The sequence below is a fragment of the Pseudomonas grandcourensis genome, from assembly GCF_039909015.1.
GTDB lineage: Bacteria > Pseudomonadota > Gammaproteobacteria > Pseudomonadales > Pseudomonadaceae > Aquipseudomonas > Aquipseudomonas grandcourensis.
The window spans coordinates 4,819,725-4,837,937 of sequence record NZ_CP150919.1 but is presented as its reverse complement, the minus strand read 5'-3'; the positions used below and the strand labels follow the sequence as shown (position 1 = coordinate 4,837,937).

The 18,213-nt window shown below is 63.7% G+C and carries 6 protein-coding genes; 5 read left to right on the top strand and 1 reads right to left on the bottom strand.

Going from position 1 to position 18,213, the window contains the following annotated elements; genetic code table 11:
- The first annotated feature begins 4 nt into the window (after window positions 1-4).
- From AABM52_RS21570 to AABM52_RS21560, 3 genes are all read left to right on the top strand, one after another.
- Window positions 5-3,103, top strand: a complete 3,099-nt coding sequence (locus tag AABM52_RS21570) for an amino acid adenylation domain-containing protein (protein ID WP_347907808.1) — start codon at window positions 5-7, stop codon at window positions 3,101-3,103.
- Complete coding sequence (locus AABM52_RS21565) at window positions 3,100-14,904, top strand: amino acid adenylation domain-containing protein (protein WP_347907807.1); 11,805 nt, start codon at window positions 3,100-3,102, stop codon at window positions 14,902-14,904. The genes AABM52_RS21570 and AABM52_RS21565 overlap by 4 nt, the downstream gene beginning before the upstream one ends.
- A 281-nt stretch (window positions 14,905-15,185) precedes the next feature.
- Window positions 15,186-16,151, top strand: coding sequence for an alpha/beta hydrolase (locus tag AABM52_RS21560; protein ID WP_347907805.1), 966 nt, complete (start codon window positions 15,186-15,188; stop codon window positions 16,149-16,151).
- Window positions 16,152-16,300: 149 nt separating this feature from the next.
- Here AABM52_RS21560 and AABM52_RS21555 read toward each other — a convergent pair whose 3' ends face one another.
- Window positions 16,301-16,660, bottom strand: coding sequence for a DUF6124 family protein (locus tag AABM52_RS21555; RefSeq protein ID WP_347907804.1), 360 nt, complete (start codon window positions 16,658-16,660; stop codon window positions 16,301-16,303).
- 512 nt (window positions 16,661-17,172) lie between these two features.
- On the opposite strand from AABM52_RS21555, the gene AABM52_RS21550 reads away from it, so the two are divergent.
- Complete coding sequence (locus AABM52_RS21550; RefSeq protein WP_347907802.1) at window positions 17,173-17,580, top strand: VOC family protein; 408 nt, start codon at window positions 17,173-17,175, stop codon at window positions 17,578-17,580.
- Window positions 17,581-17,630: 50 nt separating this feature from the next.
- Window positions 17,631-18,083 (top strand): GNAT family N-acetyltransferase, encoded by a 453-nt coding sequence (locus AABM52_RS21545; RefSeq protein ID WP_347912666.1) that lies wholly within the window; start codon window positions 17,631-17,633, stop codon window positions 18,081-18,083.
- Window positions 18,084-18,213: the final 130 nt, after the last annotated feature.

The following is an 18,213-nucleotide window of genomic DNA, read 5'->3' as shown; positions in this document are numbered from 1 at the left end:
CGACATGAACACCACCGCCCTCGAACCTTCGGTAGACGTATTCCAGACTTCGGCCCAGCAGGCCTTTTATTTGCGTGCCCAGGAGCTGGGCACACGGCCGCTGTTCGCCGCGCTGACGTTGCCGGTCGCCAGGCCAGTGGACGCCCGGGCGTTGCGCCGGGCACTGGAAACCCTCGGTCAGCGCCATGAAATCCTGCGCACGCTGTACCGCCGCCTGCCGGGCATGAAGTGGCCGGTGCAAAGCCTGTGCGCTGGGTTGCCGCTCACTCTGCTGGGCAACCAGCCTTCGGTGGCCGAGGCCTTGAGCCGCAGCCGTGAAGCCATGGTGGAAGATTCGAATCAGGCGCTGGTGGTGGCGCAAGTTGAAGACGGAGCAGGGCAGACTTTCATCACCCTGCTGGCCCCAGCATGCAGCTTCGACGAGGCCTCGTTGCGGGTGCTGGCGAGTGAACTGGGCGGGCTGTTGCGTGGTGAAACCCTGAGCGACGACGAGGAGGCGCTGCAATACCTGGACTACAGCGCATGGCAGGAAGAACTGCGCGAAGAAGACATCGGCCACCAGGGCGCGGCGTTCTGGCGCAACCTGCAACAGCAGTTCGCCGTGGCCCATCGCTTGCCGTTCGAAAAAGCCGTCGATGTCACGCTGGTTCGTGATCAGGCAACGATGATTGACGCCCCATGGCTGGCTGGCGTGCAACGGGTCGCTGCCGAAACGGGCGTTGAGGCAGAGCAACTGGCGCTTTTGCTGTGGACCGCCTTCGTTGCGCGCATCGGCCATCAGGAAAAGCTGCTGATGGGCTGGCAGGTGGAGGGACGCAACGAGCAGACCATCGCCACCCTCGGACGCTTCGCCCGGCGTGTGTCGGTGGCCTTCGAGCACCGCAGCCAGCAGACCCTGGCGCAAGCGCAGGTGGCGTTTGCCGCCAGCGTCGAACAGTCGCTGTCGTGGCTCGATTGCCTCAATGAATTCGAACTGAGCGCCGAAGGCACCGCGCCGCTGCGTTACGGCTTTGTCTATCAGGTCGCCAATGAAAGCGCTATCGAGGTGGACGACGGTAACCCAGAAGTTCTGCGCCTGCGGGTGCAGGGCGATCAGTTGCAGTTGTCGTGTCTTGACGGTGCGCTGCCTGAATCGATGCTGGTTGAATGGCTGGAGCAGTTTGTCGAGTTCAGCCGCCAATTGCTGGCGTCGCCCGAGCTGGCCCTGGCTCAGGCCAGTCTGGTCAATGACGCGCAACGGACTCGCCTGATCGAAGGCTTCAACCCGAACGCCACCGAGCAGGCATTACCGTGCCGCTTCCTGCAAGAACTGTTCAGCGAACAGGCATGCCTGCATCCGCAACGCATCGCCGTGAGTGTCAACGGCCAGCGCCTGACCTACGCGGAGCTGGATACGCGCTCCAATCAGGTGGCCAATACCCTGCGCACCCAAGGCGTGGCGCCGGACCAGATCGTGGCGGTCTACGGCCAGCGCTCCCTGGAAATGGTCATCGCGTTGTTGGGCACGCTCAAGGCTGGCGCTGCGTACTTGCCGCTGGACCCGAACTACCCGATCGAACGTCTGGCGTTCATGCTCGCCGATACCGGCGCGCGCCATGTGCTGGCCTGCCAGGCGCTGCCGGATGCATTACGCAGTGAGCGGACAATGTCCCTGATGCCGGGGGCCGAAGTCTGGTCCGCCGCGCAAGCCCGGCCTGAGCCACAGGGCGACAGCGCCAATCTGGCCTACGTCATCTACACCTCCGGTTCCACCGGCAAACCCAAGGGCGTGATGATCAGCCATGCCAGCGCCGTGGCTTCGACCCTGGCGCGCAACGCTTTCTATCGCCAGCCGCTGCGGGCATTCCTGATGCTCTCGTCGTTCTCCTTCGACAGCTCGGTGGCCGGGGTTTTCTGGGCGCTGGGGCAGGGCGCGACCCTGTGCCTGCCGGACGAAGACAGCTACAAGGATCCGGCCCGACTGGCTGAGTTGATCCAGCGCGAAGAGATTTCCCACTACCTGACCCTGCCGTCCTACCACGCGCAGATTCTCGAACACCTCGACCAACAGGCGCTGGTCTGTGTGATCGTCGCCGGCGAAGCCTGCAGCAACGCACTGGTGCAGCGACATCGCGAGGCATTGCCGGGGGTGGCGCTGGTCAACGAATACGGCCCGACCGAAGGCACCGTGTGGTGTTCGGCCTGGGAACTGCCTCTTGGTCAGAATGACGACAACGTGCCGATCGGCCAGCCGATTGCCGGCATGCGCATCCACGTACTCGGCCCGGACCTGCAACCGGTGGCCGTTGGCGTCGAAGGCGAGTTGTATGTCGGCGGGGCCGGCATTGCCCGGGGTTATCTACAACGGGCCACGCTGACGGCCGAGCGTTTTGTCCCCGACTTGTTCACGAAGGCGGCGGGTCAGCGCCTGTACCGCACCGGTGACCTGGCGCGTTATCGCGCCGATGGCGTGCTGGAGTATCTGGGCCGGGTCGATCATCAGGTAAAAATCCGCGGCTTCCGCATTGAGCTGGGGGAAATCGAGTCGGCCATGCGCAATGCGCCGGGCATAGAAGACGCCGCCGTGATTTCCCGGGAAACCCCGACCGGCCCGCAACTGCTGGGCTTCGTGGTGTCCCCGGCCGATACCGCCGACATCCGCCTCAACGAATTGCGCAGCCATCTGGCCGAAGTGCTGCCCGAGCACATGCAACCGGCGCGCTTGCAGGTGCTGGAGCGTTTCCCGCTGATGCCCAACGGCAAACTCAATCGTCAGGCCTTGCTCGATCTCGATGTGCGCCGCAGCGTCTTTGTCGCGCCGCGCAACGACCTGGAAAACACCCTGGCGGCGATCTGGGCCGAAGCGCTGCACGTGGAGCGCGTCGGCGTGCACGACAACTTCTTCGAACTCGGCGGGCACTCGCTGCTGGCCACGCGCATTCGTGCGCGGATTCAGGAAGAGCTGAACCTGGCGATCCCGCTCAAGCTGTTTTTCGACGGTGACACCCTGGAACGACTGGCGGCGCAGATCGAGCAGTTCCGTCAGCACAGTGAACATAAAGAAAACGATGTAGACGCCCTCGAAGCGTTGTTCGACGAAGTGGATGAGGAACACGCGCAATGAGTGCTGCACCGGACAGAATGATGACCCTGGCCCAGCGTTTCTGCGGCTTGAGCGCGGACGCCCGGCGTGCGTTGCAACAGAAGATGCACGCCCAGGGGCTGACCCTGGAACTGCTGCCGATCCCGCCACGGGACCGCGATGTCGACACGCTGCCGGCGTCCTACGCGCAGCAGCGCTTGTGGTTCCTCTGGCAGATGCAGCCCCAGGCCACGGCCTACAACCTGACCGGTGCCTTCCGCCTGAACGGCGAGCTCAACCCTGAGGCGCTGGCGCAAACCCTGAGCGCGCTGGTGCAGCGTCACGAAGTGCTGCGCACCACCTTCGTTTTCGATGAGCAGCAAGTGCTGCAAAAGATTCACCCACGGATGGATGCGCCGCTGGTCGAAGTCAGCGTTGGCGACGAGGCCGAACTGCAACGGCAGATCACCCTCAACGCCGAGCAGCCGTTCGACCTGCAACACGGCCCGTTGATGCGCTGCCGTTTGATCCGCCTCGATGCGCAGCAACATGTGCTGGTGCTGACCTTCCACCACATCGTCACCGACGGCGGCTCATTGCCGATCCTGTTGCAGGAGTTCACCCGGCTCTATGCGCAGTTCAGTGTCGGGCAGGCCCCGCAGTTGCCGGAGCTGGGCATTCAGTACGCCGACTTCGCCCGCTGGCAGCGCCTGTGGCTGGAGGCCGGCGAGGCCGAGCGCCAGCTCGATTACTGGCGCGAGCAGTTGGGCAGCGAACATCCGCCTTTGAACCTGCCAACCGACCGTCGTCGCCCGGCCATTCCAAGTCAGCAGGGCGCCAGTGTCGAGCTGGAAATCTCCACTGCGTTGACCGCTCGACTGCGGGACCTTGCCCGCCGCGAAGGCTGCACCTTGTTCATGCTGCTGATGGCGGCATTGCAGACGTTGCTGCACCGCTACAGCGGCGAACAGGACATTCGCGTCGGCGTGCCGATTGCCAACCGCACCCGCCAGGACGTGGAAAACCTGCTGGGCTTTTTCGTCAACACCCAGGTGCTGCGCAGCCAGCCACGGGCCGACCAGCCGTTTGGACAATTGCTGGCCGAGATCAAGGCCGCGGCCCTCGGCGCACAGGCCCATCAGGACCTGCCGTTCGAGCAACTGGTCGATGGCCTGGGGGTGGAGCGCAGCCTGAGCCACACGCCGCTGTTCCAGGTGATGTTCAACCACCAGCGTGACAGTGGCGGCCAACAACGCTGGGACTTGCCGGGGCTGAGCGTCGAACCGCTGATCTGGGATGAGAAAACCACCAAGTTCGATTTGATGCTCGACACCGTCGAGGGCGACGAGGGTATCCACGCGTCGTTCGTCTACGCCACCGAACTGTTCGACGCCTCGACCATTGAGCGCCTCGGCCGGCACTGGCTGAACCTGTTGCAGGCGATTTGCACTGACAGCACGGTTGCCCTGGCCGACCTGTGCATGCTCGACGCCGCCGAGCAGCAAGCTACCTTGCACGACTGGAATCGCACTGCGAGGTTGAACAGCGATCAACCGAACCGGTTGTGCGCCCATCAATTGATCGAAGCCCAGGCCGCCGCGCACCCGAACAACATCGCCGTGACCTGCGACGGCGTCACCCTCACTTACGCCGACCTGAACCGCCGCGCCAACCGCATCGCCCATCGCCTGCGCGAGCGTGGTGTGGGCCCCGACGTGTTGGTGGGCATCGCCCTGGAGCGTTCGCTGGAGATGATCGTCAGCCTGCTGGCGATCCTCAAGGCCGGTGGCGCCTACGTGCCGCTGGACCCGGAATATCCGCAGGACCGCCTGGCCTACCTGCTCGCCGACAGCGGCACGCGCCTGTTGCTGACCGATTCCACGCTGTTGCCGTGCCTGCCGTTGAGCGAAGGCATTGAAGTGATCTGCCTCGATCACGCTGGTGACTGGCTGTCCGAGGCCAGTGCCGACAACCTGCCGAACCTGACCACGCCAGCGAACCTGGCCTACGTCATCTACACCTCCGGTTCCACCGGCAAACCGAAAGGCACGCTGCTGCCCCACAGCAACCTGACGCGCCTGTTCAGTGCCACGGAACATTGGTTCGGATTCAACGCTGACGATGTCTGGAGCCTGTTCCACTCCTATGCCTTCGACTTTTCCGTGTGGGAAATCTTTGGTGCGTTGTTCTACGGCGGCAAGCTGGTGGTGGTGCCCCACGCGGTCAGCCGCTCTCCGGAAGACTTCGCTCGCTTGCTTCGTGACGAGCGCGTCACCGTGCTCAACCAGACGCCCTCGGCCTTCCGCCAGTTGATGCCGTTCGCCTGTGCCAACGCGCAAAACATGGCCCTGCGCTGCGTGGTGTTCGGCGGCGAGGCACTGGACGTGGCCAGCCTGCGTCCGTGGTATGACGCCTTCGATGACCGGCAGCCGCTGCTGATCAACATGTACGGCATCACCGAAACCACGGTGCACGTGACCTACCGACCGCTGTCCCGCGCCGACCTCGACGGCGCCAACAGCTCGCCGCTGGGGGAGCCGATCGCCGATCTGCGCTGGTACGTGCTCGACCCGCGCCTGAACCCGGTGGCCAAGGGTTGCGTCGGTGAGTTGTACGTCGGCGGTGCCGGCCTTGCTCGCGGCTATCACCAGCGTGCCGACCTGACCGCCACGCGGTTTGTGCCGGACCTGTTCGCCGCCGAATCGGGCGCGCGCCTGTATCGCACCGGCGATCTGGCGCGGTATTGCGCCGATGGCAGCATCGAATACGCCGGGCGTATCGACCATCAGGTGAAGATCCGTGGTTTCCGCATCGAACTGGGGGAAATCCAGGATCGCCTGCAAAGCCATCCGGCCATCGAGCAAGCGCTGGTGCTGGCGCCCGAGGTCAATGGCAGCCCGCAACTGGTGGCGTGGTTCACCGCGACCGGCGACGACAGCGATTTGCGCCAGTCCCTGCGCGAGCATTTGCAGGCCGGTTTGCCGGATTACATGGTGCCGGCGCACCTGATCAAACTCGACCAATGGCCGCTGACCGGCAACGGAAAACTGGATCGCGCTGCATTGCCCAAGCCTGACGCAGCGCTGGCCCAGCAGGCGTACACGGCACCGATTGATGCGCTGCAAACCGAGTTGGCGGCGATCTGGCAAGACGTGCTCAAGCTCGAGCGCGTAGGCATCGACGACAACTTCTTCGAACTGGGCGGCGACTCGATCATCTCGATCCAGGTGGTCAGCCGCGCGCGTCAGGCCGGCATTCGCATCACCCCGCGGGACCTGTTCCAGCACCAGACCGTGCAGAGCCTGGCGAAGGTCGCTTTACGCAGTGCAGGGCTGGTGATCGATCAGGGACCGGTGCGTGGCGAGGTGCTGCTGACGCCGATCCAGCACTGGTTCTTCGAGCAACACATCGAGGCCCGTCATCACTGGAACCAGTCGCTGCTGCTGGAACTGCGCGAGCCGCTGGACAGCGCCAGCCTGCAACAGGCCTTGGCCGCATTGGTGGAGCATCACGATGCATTGCGCCTGCGGTTGCGTAATGTCGACGGCGTCTGGCAACAGACCCAAGCCGAGCAGTGGAACAGCGCCGAGGTGCTGTGGCAGCGCCAGGCCGCCAATACCGATGAACTGCTTGAACTGTGCAACGCCGCGCAAGCCAGCCTGAATCTGCAGGACGGCCCGCTGTTGCGCGCCTTGTTGGTGGACATGGGTGCCGCAGGTCAACGCTTGCTGCTGGTGGTGCATCACCTGGCGGTGGACGGCGTGTCCTGGCGATTGCTGCTGGAAGATTTGCAAACGGCTTACCAGCAGGCGCAGCAAGTTCAACCCTTGCGTCTGCCATCGAAAACCAGTGCCTATCAGGCCTGGGCCGCTCGCCTGCAATCCCATGCGCAAAGTGCCGGGTTGGCCAGCCAGGCCAGTTACTGGCAAGGCCAGTACCGCGACGTGCAAGTTGAACTGCCCGCCGACAACCCCGAAGGCAGCCTGGCCAGCCAGCATGCCGTCAGCGTGGAAACCGTGCTCGACAGCACCTTGACCCGCCAACTACTGCAGGACGCCCCGGCGGCGTACCGCACCCAGGTCAACGACCTGTTGCTGACGGCGCTGGCGCGGGTATTGGGCCAATGGACCGGCCAATCGTCGACCCTGGTGAAATTGGAAGGCCATGGCCGCGAAGACCTGTTCGACGACATCGACCTGACCCGCACCCTGGGCTGGTTCACCTCGATTTTCCCGGTGAAACTCACCCCGGCCACTGATCTGGCCGGCAGCATCAAAGCGGTCAAGGAACAGCTGCGCGCCGTGCCCGACAAAGGCATCGGCTTCGGCATCCTGCGTTATCTGGCCGACGCCGGCCTTGAGGATCTGCCGTCGCCGCAGGTCACCTTCAACTACATGGGCCAGTTCGACGCCAGTTTCGACGAGCAGGCGCCGTGGCGCCCGGCCCGGGAAAATGGTGGCGCCGAGCAAGGCGCATCGGCCGAACTGGACCGGGGCCTGAGCATCAACGGCCAGGTCTACGCCGGGCAACTGCGCCTGAGCTGGACCTTCAGCGGTGAAGTGTTCAAGCCGCAGACCGTGCAGCGTCTGGCCGATGCCTACGCCTTGGAACTGCAACAGCTGATCGAACATTGCCTGAGCGGTGCCGGCGGGTTGACCCCGAGCGACGTGCCGCTGGTGCATGTCGATCAGGCGCAACTGGATGCATTGCCGCTGGCGGCCAGCCAGATCGAAGACATCCTGCCGCTGTCGCCGATGCAGCAAGGCATGTTGTTCCACAGCCTGTTCGCCCCGGATGCCGGGGCCTACGTGCCGCAGATGCGCGTGGACGTGCAGGGGCTCGACGTCGAGGCGTTCGGCGATGCCTGGCAACAGACGCTGCAGCGCCATGAAGTGCTGCGCGCGGCGTTCTTCAGCGAAAGCAATGGTTCGCGGCCGCTGCAAGTGATCCTGGCCGACGCCACGCTGCCGCTGACCGTGCTCGACTGGCGCGATCAAACCAAGGTGACCGAAGCGCTGGATCGCCTGGCCGAGGACGACCGTTTGCGCGGCTTCGACCTGACGGCGGCGCCGTTGCTGCGCCTGACCTTGGTGCAGACCAGCAGCGACACTCATCACCTGATCTTCACCAACCACCACATCCTGCTGGACGGCTGGAGCACTTCGCAGTTGTTCGGCGAAGTGCTGCAGCGGTATTGCGGAATCATGCCCGCGCCTGGTGTCGGTCGTTATCGCGATTACATGACCTGGCTGGGCACCCGTGATCGCGCCGCGTGCGAAGCGTTCTGGCTGGAGCAATTGCAGTCGTTCGCCGAGCCGACGCGACTGGCCGGCGCCTTGCCGGGGCCGGTCGCAGGGCAGGGCGATGCTCATCGCACCCTGCACCTGAGCCTGGACCGCGCGGCCACCGAGCGCCTGAGCGGCTTTGCCCGTCAGGCCCGCGTCACGCCCAACACCCTGCTGCAAGCGGCGTGGCTGTTGCTGTTGCAGCGCTACACCGGGCAGCAGACGGTGGCGTTCGGCGCCACGGTGTCGGGGCGTCCGAGTGAGTTGCAGGGGATCGAGCAGCAGATCGGTCTGTTCATCAACACCTTGCCGGTGATCGCCACACCGCACCCCGAGCGCACCGTCAGCCAATGGATCGATGAAGTCCAGGCACTCAACCTCAGGTTGCGCGAAGTCGAATACACGCCGCTGGCGGATGTGCAGCGCTGGGCCGGTCATTCCGGCGAAGCGCTGTTCGACACTCTGCTGGTATTCGAAAACTATCCGGTGGCGCAAGCGCTGGAGGAGGGTAACGCCAGCGCGCTGAAGTTCTCCGGCATCAGCAACCACGACCAGACCAGCTTCCCCCTGGCCATCGCCGCCGAGCTGGGTGAATGCCTTGATTTGCGTTTCAACTACGACACGGCGCTGTTCAGCGCCGAAGCCATCGAAGGCTTGAGCGCACGTCTGTTGGCGTTGCTCGATGCCATGGTCCGTGCGCCGCAGCAGGCATTGGGGCGCTTGAGCCTGCTCGATGCCGTACAAACGGCGCAGCAGGTCGAAGGCTTCAACCGCACCGCGCAGACCTGGCCGGACGTGCGTCCGGTCTACCAGTGCTTCGAAGCCCAGGTGCTGCAAACCCCGGAGGCCCCGGCCCTGGTGTTTGCCGGCCAGACCCTCAGCTATCGCGAGCTCAACCAACAGGCCAACCGGCTGGCGCACTACCTGCGCAGCCAGGGCGTCGGCGCCGAAGTGCTGGTGGGCATTGCCGCCGAGCGTTCGCTGGACCTGGTGATCGGTCTGTTGGCGATCATGAAAGCCGGTGGCGCCTACGTGCCGCTGGACCCGGACTATCCGCGCGAACGCCTGGAACACATGTTCGAAGACAGCGGTGTAAACCTGCTGTTGACCCAGCGTCATCTGCTCCAGCAGTTGCCGATTCCAGCCGCCACCACCGCGATCTGCCTGGACGACATGGCGCCGTTGCTCGAAGGCCTGAGCGAAGAAAACCTGCCCTGCGTGGTCGAACTGCAATCGCTGGCCTACATGATCTACACCTCCGGCTCCACGGGTAAACCCAAGGGCGCGGCCAACCGACACGACGCCTTGTACAACCGCTTGGCGTGGATGCAGGACGCGTACCCACTGGACGGGCGCGACACAGTGTTGCAGAAAACCCCGTTCAGTTTCGACGTGTCGGTCTGGGAGTACTTCTGGCCATTGATGACCGGTGCACGCCTGGCCGTGGCCGAACCGGGCGCCCATCGCGATCCGGCGCAACTGGTCGGCCTGATCGAGCAGTACCAGGTCAGCACCCTGCATTTCGTGCCGTCGATGTTGCAGGCGTTTGTCCAGGGCGAAGGCTTCGAGCGTTGCGCCAGCCTGCGGCAGATCCTGTGCAGCGGCGAAGCCTTGTCGGCGGACTTGCAGCACAGCCTGTTCCGCGTGCTGCCCAACGTCGGCCTGTACAACCTGTACGGCCCGACCGAAGCGGCCATCGACGTGACCCACTGGACCTGTGTCGACGACGGTGGCTTCAGCGTGCCGATCGGTTATCCGATTGCCAACCTGGTGACCTACATCCTCGACGACAGCCTGCAACCGCAAGTGCAGGGTTGCGTCGGTGAGCTGTACCTGGGCGGCATCGGCCTGGCCCGTGGTTATCACAATCGTGCGGACCTGACCGCCGAGCGTTTCGTCGCCAGCCCATTCGGTGAGGGGGGCGAGCGCCTGTACCGCACCGGCGACCTGGCGCGTTACCGCGAGGACGGCGTGATCGAATACGTCGGGCGCATCGACCATCAAGTGAAGATCCGTGGCTTGCGCATCGAGCTCGGGGAAATCGAAGCCTGCCTGCTGGAGCATCCGTCGGTGCGCGAGGCGGTGGTGGTCGCCCTCGACATTGGCAAGTCCAGGCAACTGGTGGCTTACGTCGTGGGTGATGCCTCACTCGATCCCCTCAAGCAACACCTGCGCAACGCGCTACCCGAGCACATGCAGCCGAGCCACGTGCTGCTGCTCGATCAGTTGCCGGTGACGCCCAACGGCAAGCTCGACCGCCGCGCATTGCCGCAACCGGATCAGCAAGTGCGCGAATACATCGCGCCGCGCAATGCCGTGGAAGCGACGCTGCAAGCGGTGTGGCAGGCGTTGTTCGAAGTGCCGCAGATTGGCATGCAGGACAACTTCTTCGAACTGGGCGGCGACTCCATCGTCTCGATCCAGGCCGTCAGCCGCGCACGCAAGGCCGGGTTGAGCATTTCCCCCAAGCACGTGTTCAGCCACCCGACCATCGCCGAACTGGCGACGGTTGCTCAACCGTTCACGGCGGATCAAGCCGTGCCGACGGTGGTTGCACCGGCAGCAAAAATCGAACTGAGTGACGCGCAATGTCAGGCGCTGGAATTGACGGCAGACGAAGTCGAGGATGTTTATCCGCTGTCACCGATGCAGCAGGGCATGCTGTTCCACTCGGTGCAGGACGGTGACTCGGGGTTGTACGTCAACCAGATCGAAGTGGGTGTGCGCGGCGTTGATGGCGCGCGTTTCCGCGAAGCCTGGGCCGATGCTGCCCAACGTCACGGGATTCTGCGCACCGCATTCCTCTGGGAAGGCGACAAGGAACCGCTGCAAGTGGTGCTGCGCGATGCGCCTTCGCTGCTGACCGAACTGGACTGGCGTGGCCTGGATAATCAGCCTGAGCGTGTACGCCAACTGGCCCTCGAAGAGCGCGAACGCGGCTTCTCGCTGAACCGCGCACCCTTGTTGCGCCTGTTGCTGGTACGTCTGGAAGACGACCGCTATCGCCTGATCTGGACCTACCACCACATCCTCATGGACGGCTGGAGCGTGTCGCGTCTGATCGGTGAAGTGCTGCGCCATTACAGCGGTGAGGAGCACGAGCCGGTGGCGGCGTATCGCGACTACATCGACTGGCTCGGCCAGCAAGTCGCCGAGGCCAGCGAGGTTTTCTGGAAAGGCAAACTGAGCAATCTGGAAGGCGCCACCCACCTGGCCCGCGCCTTGCCGGCCAAGACGCCGCAAGCCGGTTATCACGCGATCTACACGCACCTGAGTGCACAGCAGACCGCGGGTTTGCAGGCCTTTGCCCAGCAACAGCAAGTAACCCTCAACACCCTGGTGCAAGCCGCGTGGCTGCTGCTGTTGCAGCGCTATACCGGCCAGCGCACCGTAACTTTCGGCGCCACGGTTTCCGGGCGCCCGGAAACCCTCAACGGCTCGGAGAACATGCTCGGGCTGTTCATCAATACCTTGCCGGTGGTCAACACGGTGCCGACCGAAGCCAGCGTCGGCGACTGGCTGCGGGAGATCCAGGCTTATAACCTCGACATCCGCGACTTCCAGCAAACCCCGCTCAGCGATATCCAGCGCTGGGCAGGGCAGGGCGGGCAGTCGTTGTTCGACAGCATCATCGTGTTCGAAAACCAACCGGTGGACCGCACCCTGCGCGAGTGGAACGGCGACTCCCTGCGCTTCGAGGACGTCTCCGATTTCGGCCTGACCAGCTTCGCCATGGACCTGATGGTCAGCCTCGACGAAGGGCTGCGCATCGAGTACATGCACCAGCGCGATCAGTTCGACCTGACCACGGTCGAAGTCCTGCGCGGCCACATGGAGAGCCTGATGCAGCGCCTGTGCGACGACGCCGGGCGCGCCGTCGGTGAGCTGGGCCTGCTGACCCTGGACGAAGGCCGGGCGCTGGACGGCGAACTGCCGGTGGTGGCCGAGGGTGACGAGACGCCGGTGCACGAACTGATCCGTCAGCGTGCACGACTGCAACCGGATCACACGGCGCTGGTGCTCAGTTATGCCGAGCGCGACGCCGAGCAGTTGAGCTACGCCGAACTGGACCGGCGCTCCGATGCCCTGGCGGTGCATCTGCTGGAACAGGGCGTGCAGGCCGAAGACGTGATCGGCGTGTTCATGGAGCGCTCGCTGGAGCTGGTGGTGTCGCTGCTGGCAGTGATGAAGTGCGGCGCCGTCTACGTACCGCTGGACCCGCAATACCCGCAGGAACGCCTGCGCTACATGATGGCCGACAGCGACATGCGCCTGTTGCTGACCCAGGAGCGGCTGCGCGATAGTGCGCAACTCAATCCGGGCACGGCGATGGTCGCGGTGGATCGCCTGAACCTCGACCTCGAGGTGCCGGCACCGCAACGCGCGGTGCACGCCGAGCAACTGGCCTACCTGATCTACACCTCGGGCTCCACCGGCAAGCCGAAAAGCGTCGCCGTGGCCCACGGGCCGCTGAGCATGCACGTACAAGCCATCGCCGAGCTGTACGAGATGGACCCGGACAATCGCGAACTGCATTTCATGTCGTTCGCCTTCGATGGTGCCCATGAACGCTGGATCACCGCGCTGATCAGCGGCTCGACCCTGGTGATCCGCGACAACACCTTGTGGACCGCCGAGCAGACCCTGGAGGTGCTGCACCGCCAGCGCATCAGCGTCGCCTGCTTCCCGCCGGCGTACCTGCTGCAACTGGCCGAGCACGCCGAGTTGCAGGGCGGTGATCCGCCGCCGGTGCGCATCTATTGCTTCGGTGGCGATGCGGTGCCGGACGCCACCTTCGAACGGGTCAAGCACACACTCAGGCCGCAATTCCTGGTCAACGGCTACGGCCCGACGGAAACCGTGGTCACGCCGCTGCTGTGGAAAATCGCCGCCGACGGCCACTGCCAGGCGATGTACGCGCCCATTGGCCAACGCGTCGGAACCCGCAGCCTGCACGTGCTGGACATGGACCTCAACCCGCTGCCGGTGGGCATGGTCGGCGAGTTGTACATCGGCGGACGGGGTGTCGCACGCGGCTACCATCGTCATCCGTGGCAGAGCGCCGAGCGCTTCGTCGCCGACCCGTTCAGCACCGAGGGCGGGCGCCTGTACCGCACCGGCGACCTGGTGCGCCGTCGCGAGGATGGCGTGTTCGATTACGTCGGGCGCATCGACCATCAGGTCAAGGTGCGCGGCTTCCGCATCGAACTGGGCGAAATCGAAGCCCGCTTGCGCGAGCAGGCCGGGGTCAACGATGCGCTGGTGGTGGTGCGTGACAACGGTCAGGGGCCGCAATTGGTGGGTTATGTGGTAGCAGCGCAAGACGATGGCCTCGGCCCGCGGTACCAGGCGGCATTGCGCGAGAGCCTGCCCGACTACATGGTGCCGACGCAGGTCGTGGTACTGCCGCGCTTCCCGCTGACCCCCAACGGCAAGCTCGACCGCAAGGCCTTGCCGGATCCGGCCTTCACCGGCCGCGACTACGTGGCCCCGCGCACGCCGCTGGAATGGGCATTGGCGGAGATCTGGCAGCAGGTGCTGGGCATCGAGAAAGTCGGCATTACCGACAACTTCTTCGAGTTGGGCGGTGATTCGCTGCGCACGCTCAAGGTGATCTCGAAAGTCCGCGCCCTGAATGAGCCTGGCTTCCAGCTCAAGCTGCGGGACATGATGGCCAAGCCGACGATTGCCGGGTTGTCCGGTGTCGATGAGGCGCCGCTGCGACAGAGTCCGCAACCGCTGTTGCTGCTCAATCAGGTGGTAGGCGATCAGCCGCCGCTGTTCTGCCTGCACGCCGGTTTCGGTACGGTGTTCGATTACGAGCCACTGGCCCGGCGCCTGGAGGGCGAGCGCACGGTGTACGGCGTGCAATGCCGGATGCTGCTCGACCGGCAGTGGCACGACACCTCGCTGGCGCAGATGGCCGCCGACTACGTCGAGGCGATCCGCGCGCGGCAACCCCAGGGGCCGTACCACGTGCTGGGCTGGTCGCTGGGCGGGGCGTTGGCGTTGATGGTGAGTGACTTGTTCGAACAGCAGGGCCAGCGTGTGGCATTCGTCGGTCTGGTGGACAGCTTTGTGCCGACCCAGGCCAATGCCGTTGCCAGCCCGGATGAGTGGCGCGCGGATTTGGCCGAGTTCCTGGGTGCAACCTTGGGCATGGATGGAGTGGTGATCGCCCAGGCATTGAATGCCGAGAGGTCAGGGGACCACGAAGGCGTGGCGCGGATCATTCGCGCGGTGATCGACAGCGAAAGCGATCAGACCAGCGGTTACGCATTGCTCGGTGCCGATGAGTTGGCCCAGACGTTCATGGTCAGCACGCGCTTGAAGGCGCTGTCGCGGCAGGTCGAAACATTGCCAATTACGCAGGCCGAACTGCATTGCTGGTGGGCCGACGGCAACCCGACGACCGAACGCGCGACCCTGGAGCGTCAGCAACCACGGTTGCGCAAGGTGCAAACGGTGATGGCCGGCCACTTCGATATCCTGCAGCAGGATGAGTGCCTGGACGCCGTGGTGGCGGCGCTGGGTCGGGAGCTGGTGCCGCAGATCTAAACCGTTCATTCGTGGTCAGGCCCACTTACCTGTGGCGAGGGGGCTTGCCCCCGTTGGGCTGCGAAGCGGCCCCAAAACCAGTCACCTCGGTTATTCAGGCATACCGCATTGTTCGGGTTTACGACTGCTTCGCAGCCGAACGGGGGCAAGCCCCCTCGCCACAGGTAAGTAATCCTGGCCACAGATTTTCATTCGCTTCAGAAGTTCTTGAGCTCGCCCTAATGAACGCCCCCCACGGTTCGTTTATTGGGCGAGCTTTTTATTTTTGGAGACTACCGCCCATGGCACTGCACCCGGACATCGAAGGATTTCTAGAGCTGGCCGAGTTCGGCCGCCTAAGCGGCAAAAGCCAACCCATGCATGAGCTGAGCCCCGGAGAAGCGCGGCAGCAGTTCGAACAGACTTCGCAGTTGCTCGACGCGGCGCCAACGGGCGCGTTGACGGTGACGGCGGTCAACATTCCCGCGCGCGACGGGCATGTGCTCAACGCGCGGCTGTACGCCAAACCGCAACCCGGCAGTGAGCCGCGCCCGGTGTTGCTGTACTTCCATGGCGGCGGCTACGTGGTGGGCAGCCTCGATTCCCACGACACCCTGTGCCGGCGTCTGGCGCTGGCGGGGGAGTTTGCCGTGTTGTCGGCGGATTATCGCCTGGCGCCGGAACACCGTTTTCCCACCGCTTACAACGATGCCGAAGACATCACCCGTTGGCTGGCCATCACCGGAGCCAAGGCGTTGGGGCTGGACGCCAGGCGCATTGCGCTGGCGGGGGACAGCGTCGGCGGCAGCCTGGTGGCATCGCTGAGCATCGCTATTGCCCAGGACCCATTGGGCTGGCCGCTGGTGCCGCGCCTGCAAGTGTTGCTGTACCCGGTGATCGACGCGGTAAAAAAGCGTCCGTCCCTTGCGCGATTCGCCGAAGGCTATCTGCTGGAAGCCACCACGCTGGAGTGGTTCTACCAGCAATACCAACGCAGCGAGGCCGACCGCGCCGACTGGCGTTTTTCGCCACTGTACGCCGAACGCGTGCAAGGGCTGACGCCGACGGTGCTGTGGCTGGCCGAGTACGATCCGTTGCTCGATGAAGGCCTGGCCTGGGCCGAGAAACTGCGCGCGGCGGGGCAACCCTTGGTGCTGGGGGTCAAGGCCGGCATGACCCACGACTTTGCGCGCATGGGCGAAATGGTTCAGGAGGTGCCGGGGATGCTGGTGCAACTGGCGGCGCAGATTGGCGAGAGTCTGGCCTGACGTATGGCGTAGTGATCAGCGACGCCGACCCCCTGTAGGAGCGAGCCTGCTCGCGATAGCGACAGCACATTCAACATTGATGTGTCTGACCCACCGCCATCGCGAGCAGGCTCGCTCCTACAGGTCTATCGGTGATCTGGAGATTGTGGTCAGGGCGGATCAAGCCGATCCAGCGCCCGATTCACCGCCAGTTCCCCCAGCATGATCACCTGCGCAATCCCCAGCAGCGCATTGCGGCTTGTCCCCTCCAGATGATCCACCAGATCGTTTGCCATGACATTGGCCGACGCCAGCGATTCGCAGGCATGCACCAGCAGGGTTTCGGTACTGAGTTCTGGGTTGACGATAAACATCGTGCTGGGTGTGCGCGGGGTGGCCATGATGTTGGCGCCCGGGTTGAGGTAGTGATTGAGCGCGCGCTCGGCCGCTTCGTGGAATTGTTTTGAATCGGGGCTTTCGTACGGGGAGGCCGGATCGGATTCCGGCGGATTGGGTGTGGGCTTGAACATGGATGGTAAACCTCTCAGTTGAGCCGCAACCTGTCTCGCTACTAAACGGAAGGGTGGCGGCTGTGCGCAAGTTAGTAGACCGGATTACCACCCAAATCCGGCGCACCCGAAGGCGCCATGCACACAGCCACCATCAAATGCAGGCGGACACCTGATTGAAGGACGCTTATGCAACCGATTTTGGATGGTAAGACGGGCTACTAAACCCGATCACTGACAATCAGTGACCCGAACCAAGTTACCGACACCCCCCAAGGCGCACAAGCCGGCGGATTCTGGCGTACCTGTAGGCAACGGCGCAAGGCATTGTGGCTTTCATGAAGTAACCTACAGAGCGCTTAAACAAGCACTGCTGAGTGGTGTTTGTCAGCGACGATCTGATTCCTGCCCTCGTTGTGTTTCGAACGAATAAACGGGAAACACCTGATGGGTTTTCGGTTTGGTGTCCCTCGACACTTCACTCAAAACTGCTAGATTCACCGATCGATTGGCACGACAAGGAATGTTCGTTCATGAAATTTGGCTACCTGATCATCTACGTCAAGGATGTAGAGGCCTCTCTCAAGTTCTTCTCATCGGCCTTCGGGCTCAGCGTTCGGTTCCTCCATGAGTCCGGCACCTATGGCGAACTGGAAACCGGCGAAACCGCGCTGGCATTCGCCGCCGATGAACTGGCCGCATCGAACTTCAGCACCGGTCATGTCCCGGCGCACTCATCCCTCAAACCATTAGGCGTCGAAGTCGGTCTGGTGACCGAGGATGTCCCGGTGGCGCATGCCAACGCGATCCGAGCAGGCGCTAGCGAAATCGCTGCTCCGACTACCAAGCCCTGGGGGCAAACCGTGTCTTACGTTCGTTGCCCTGACGGAACGCTGGTTGAGCTGTGCACACCCGTAAACGCTACCGAGAGTGAGTCTTGAAAGCCGGGCGCGAAGCGAACCACGCAGATAAGTCTGGCAGTAACCTGCAAGTGGTCACGTCAACGGACCCATTCGCGATATTTAAAATCTCAGGGATTACGCCGCAAATCCGGGAGTTGGAAACGGAGGCCGTTGCAGAAGGCTTCAGGTTCCTCTCCCGGTTGACCGAGGAATGGGAACGTGGTGCCAATCGATTCGATCAGGCAGGAGAGTGCCTTTTGGGGGCTTTCCGTAACGGGCGACTGATAGCCATTGGCGGGCTCTCGTGCGATCCATTTGCCGGGCCAGACACAGGAAGATTACGGCGGGTATACGTCGCACGTGCATCAAGGGGCCAGAACGTGGGCAAAGCGTTGGTGCAGCAACTGCTGGAGTTGGCGTGTGAGCATTTTCGCGTTGTGCGACTGTCCACGGACACACCCGAGGGCGCTGCCTTTTACCTGCGCTGCGGGTTCCAGCCGATCCAGGATGATTACGCGACACATGTGAAGCCCACTTCATAACTCGGCAGCGGCTATGTATTATCGGCTTCGGCCCGATGCTGCCCGCCGCTCGCTCCCGTTGGGAAAGGTGAAAGCGTCTCCTCCTTCTACAAACCCTGTCGCCTCTCTTGACGGTCGAGGTTTGGTAATG

Bases quoted from the DNA above. Each gene is read 5' to 3' on its own strand.
- AABM52_RS21565 (WP_347907807.1), top strand. From the start codon at position 3,100: ATGAGTGCTGCACCGGACAGAATGATGACCCTGGCCCAGCGTTTCTGC.
- AABM52_RS21560 (WP_347907805.1), top strand. From the start codon at position 15,186: ATGGCACTGCACCCGGACATCGAAGGATTTCTAGAGCTGGCCGAGTTC.
- AABM52_RS21550 (WP_347907802.1), top strand. From the start codon at position 17,173: ATGAAATTTGGCTACCTGATCATCTACGTCAAGGATGTAGAGGCCTCT.
- AABM52_RS21555 (WP_347907804.1), bottom strand. From the start codon at position 16,660: ATGTTCAAGCCCACACCCAATCCGCCGGAATCCGATCCGGCCTCCCCG.
- AABM52_RS21570 (WP_347907808.1), top strand. From the start codon at position 5: ATGAACACCACCGCCCTCGAACCTTCGGTAGACGTATTCCAGACTTCG.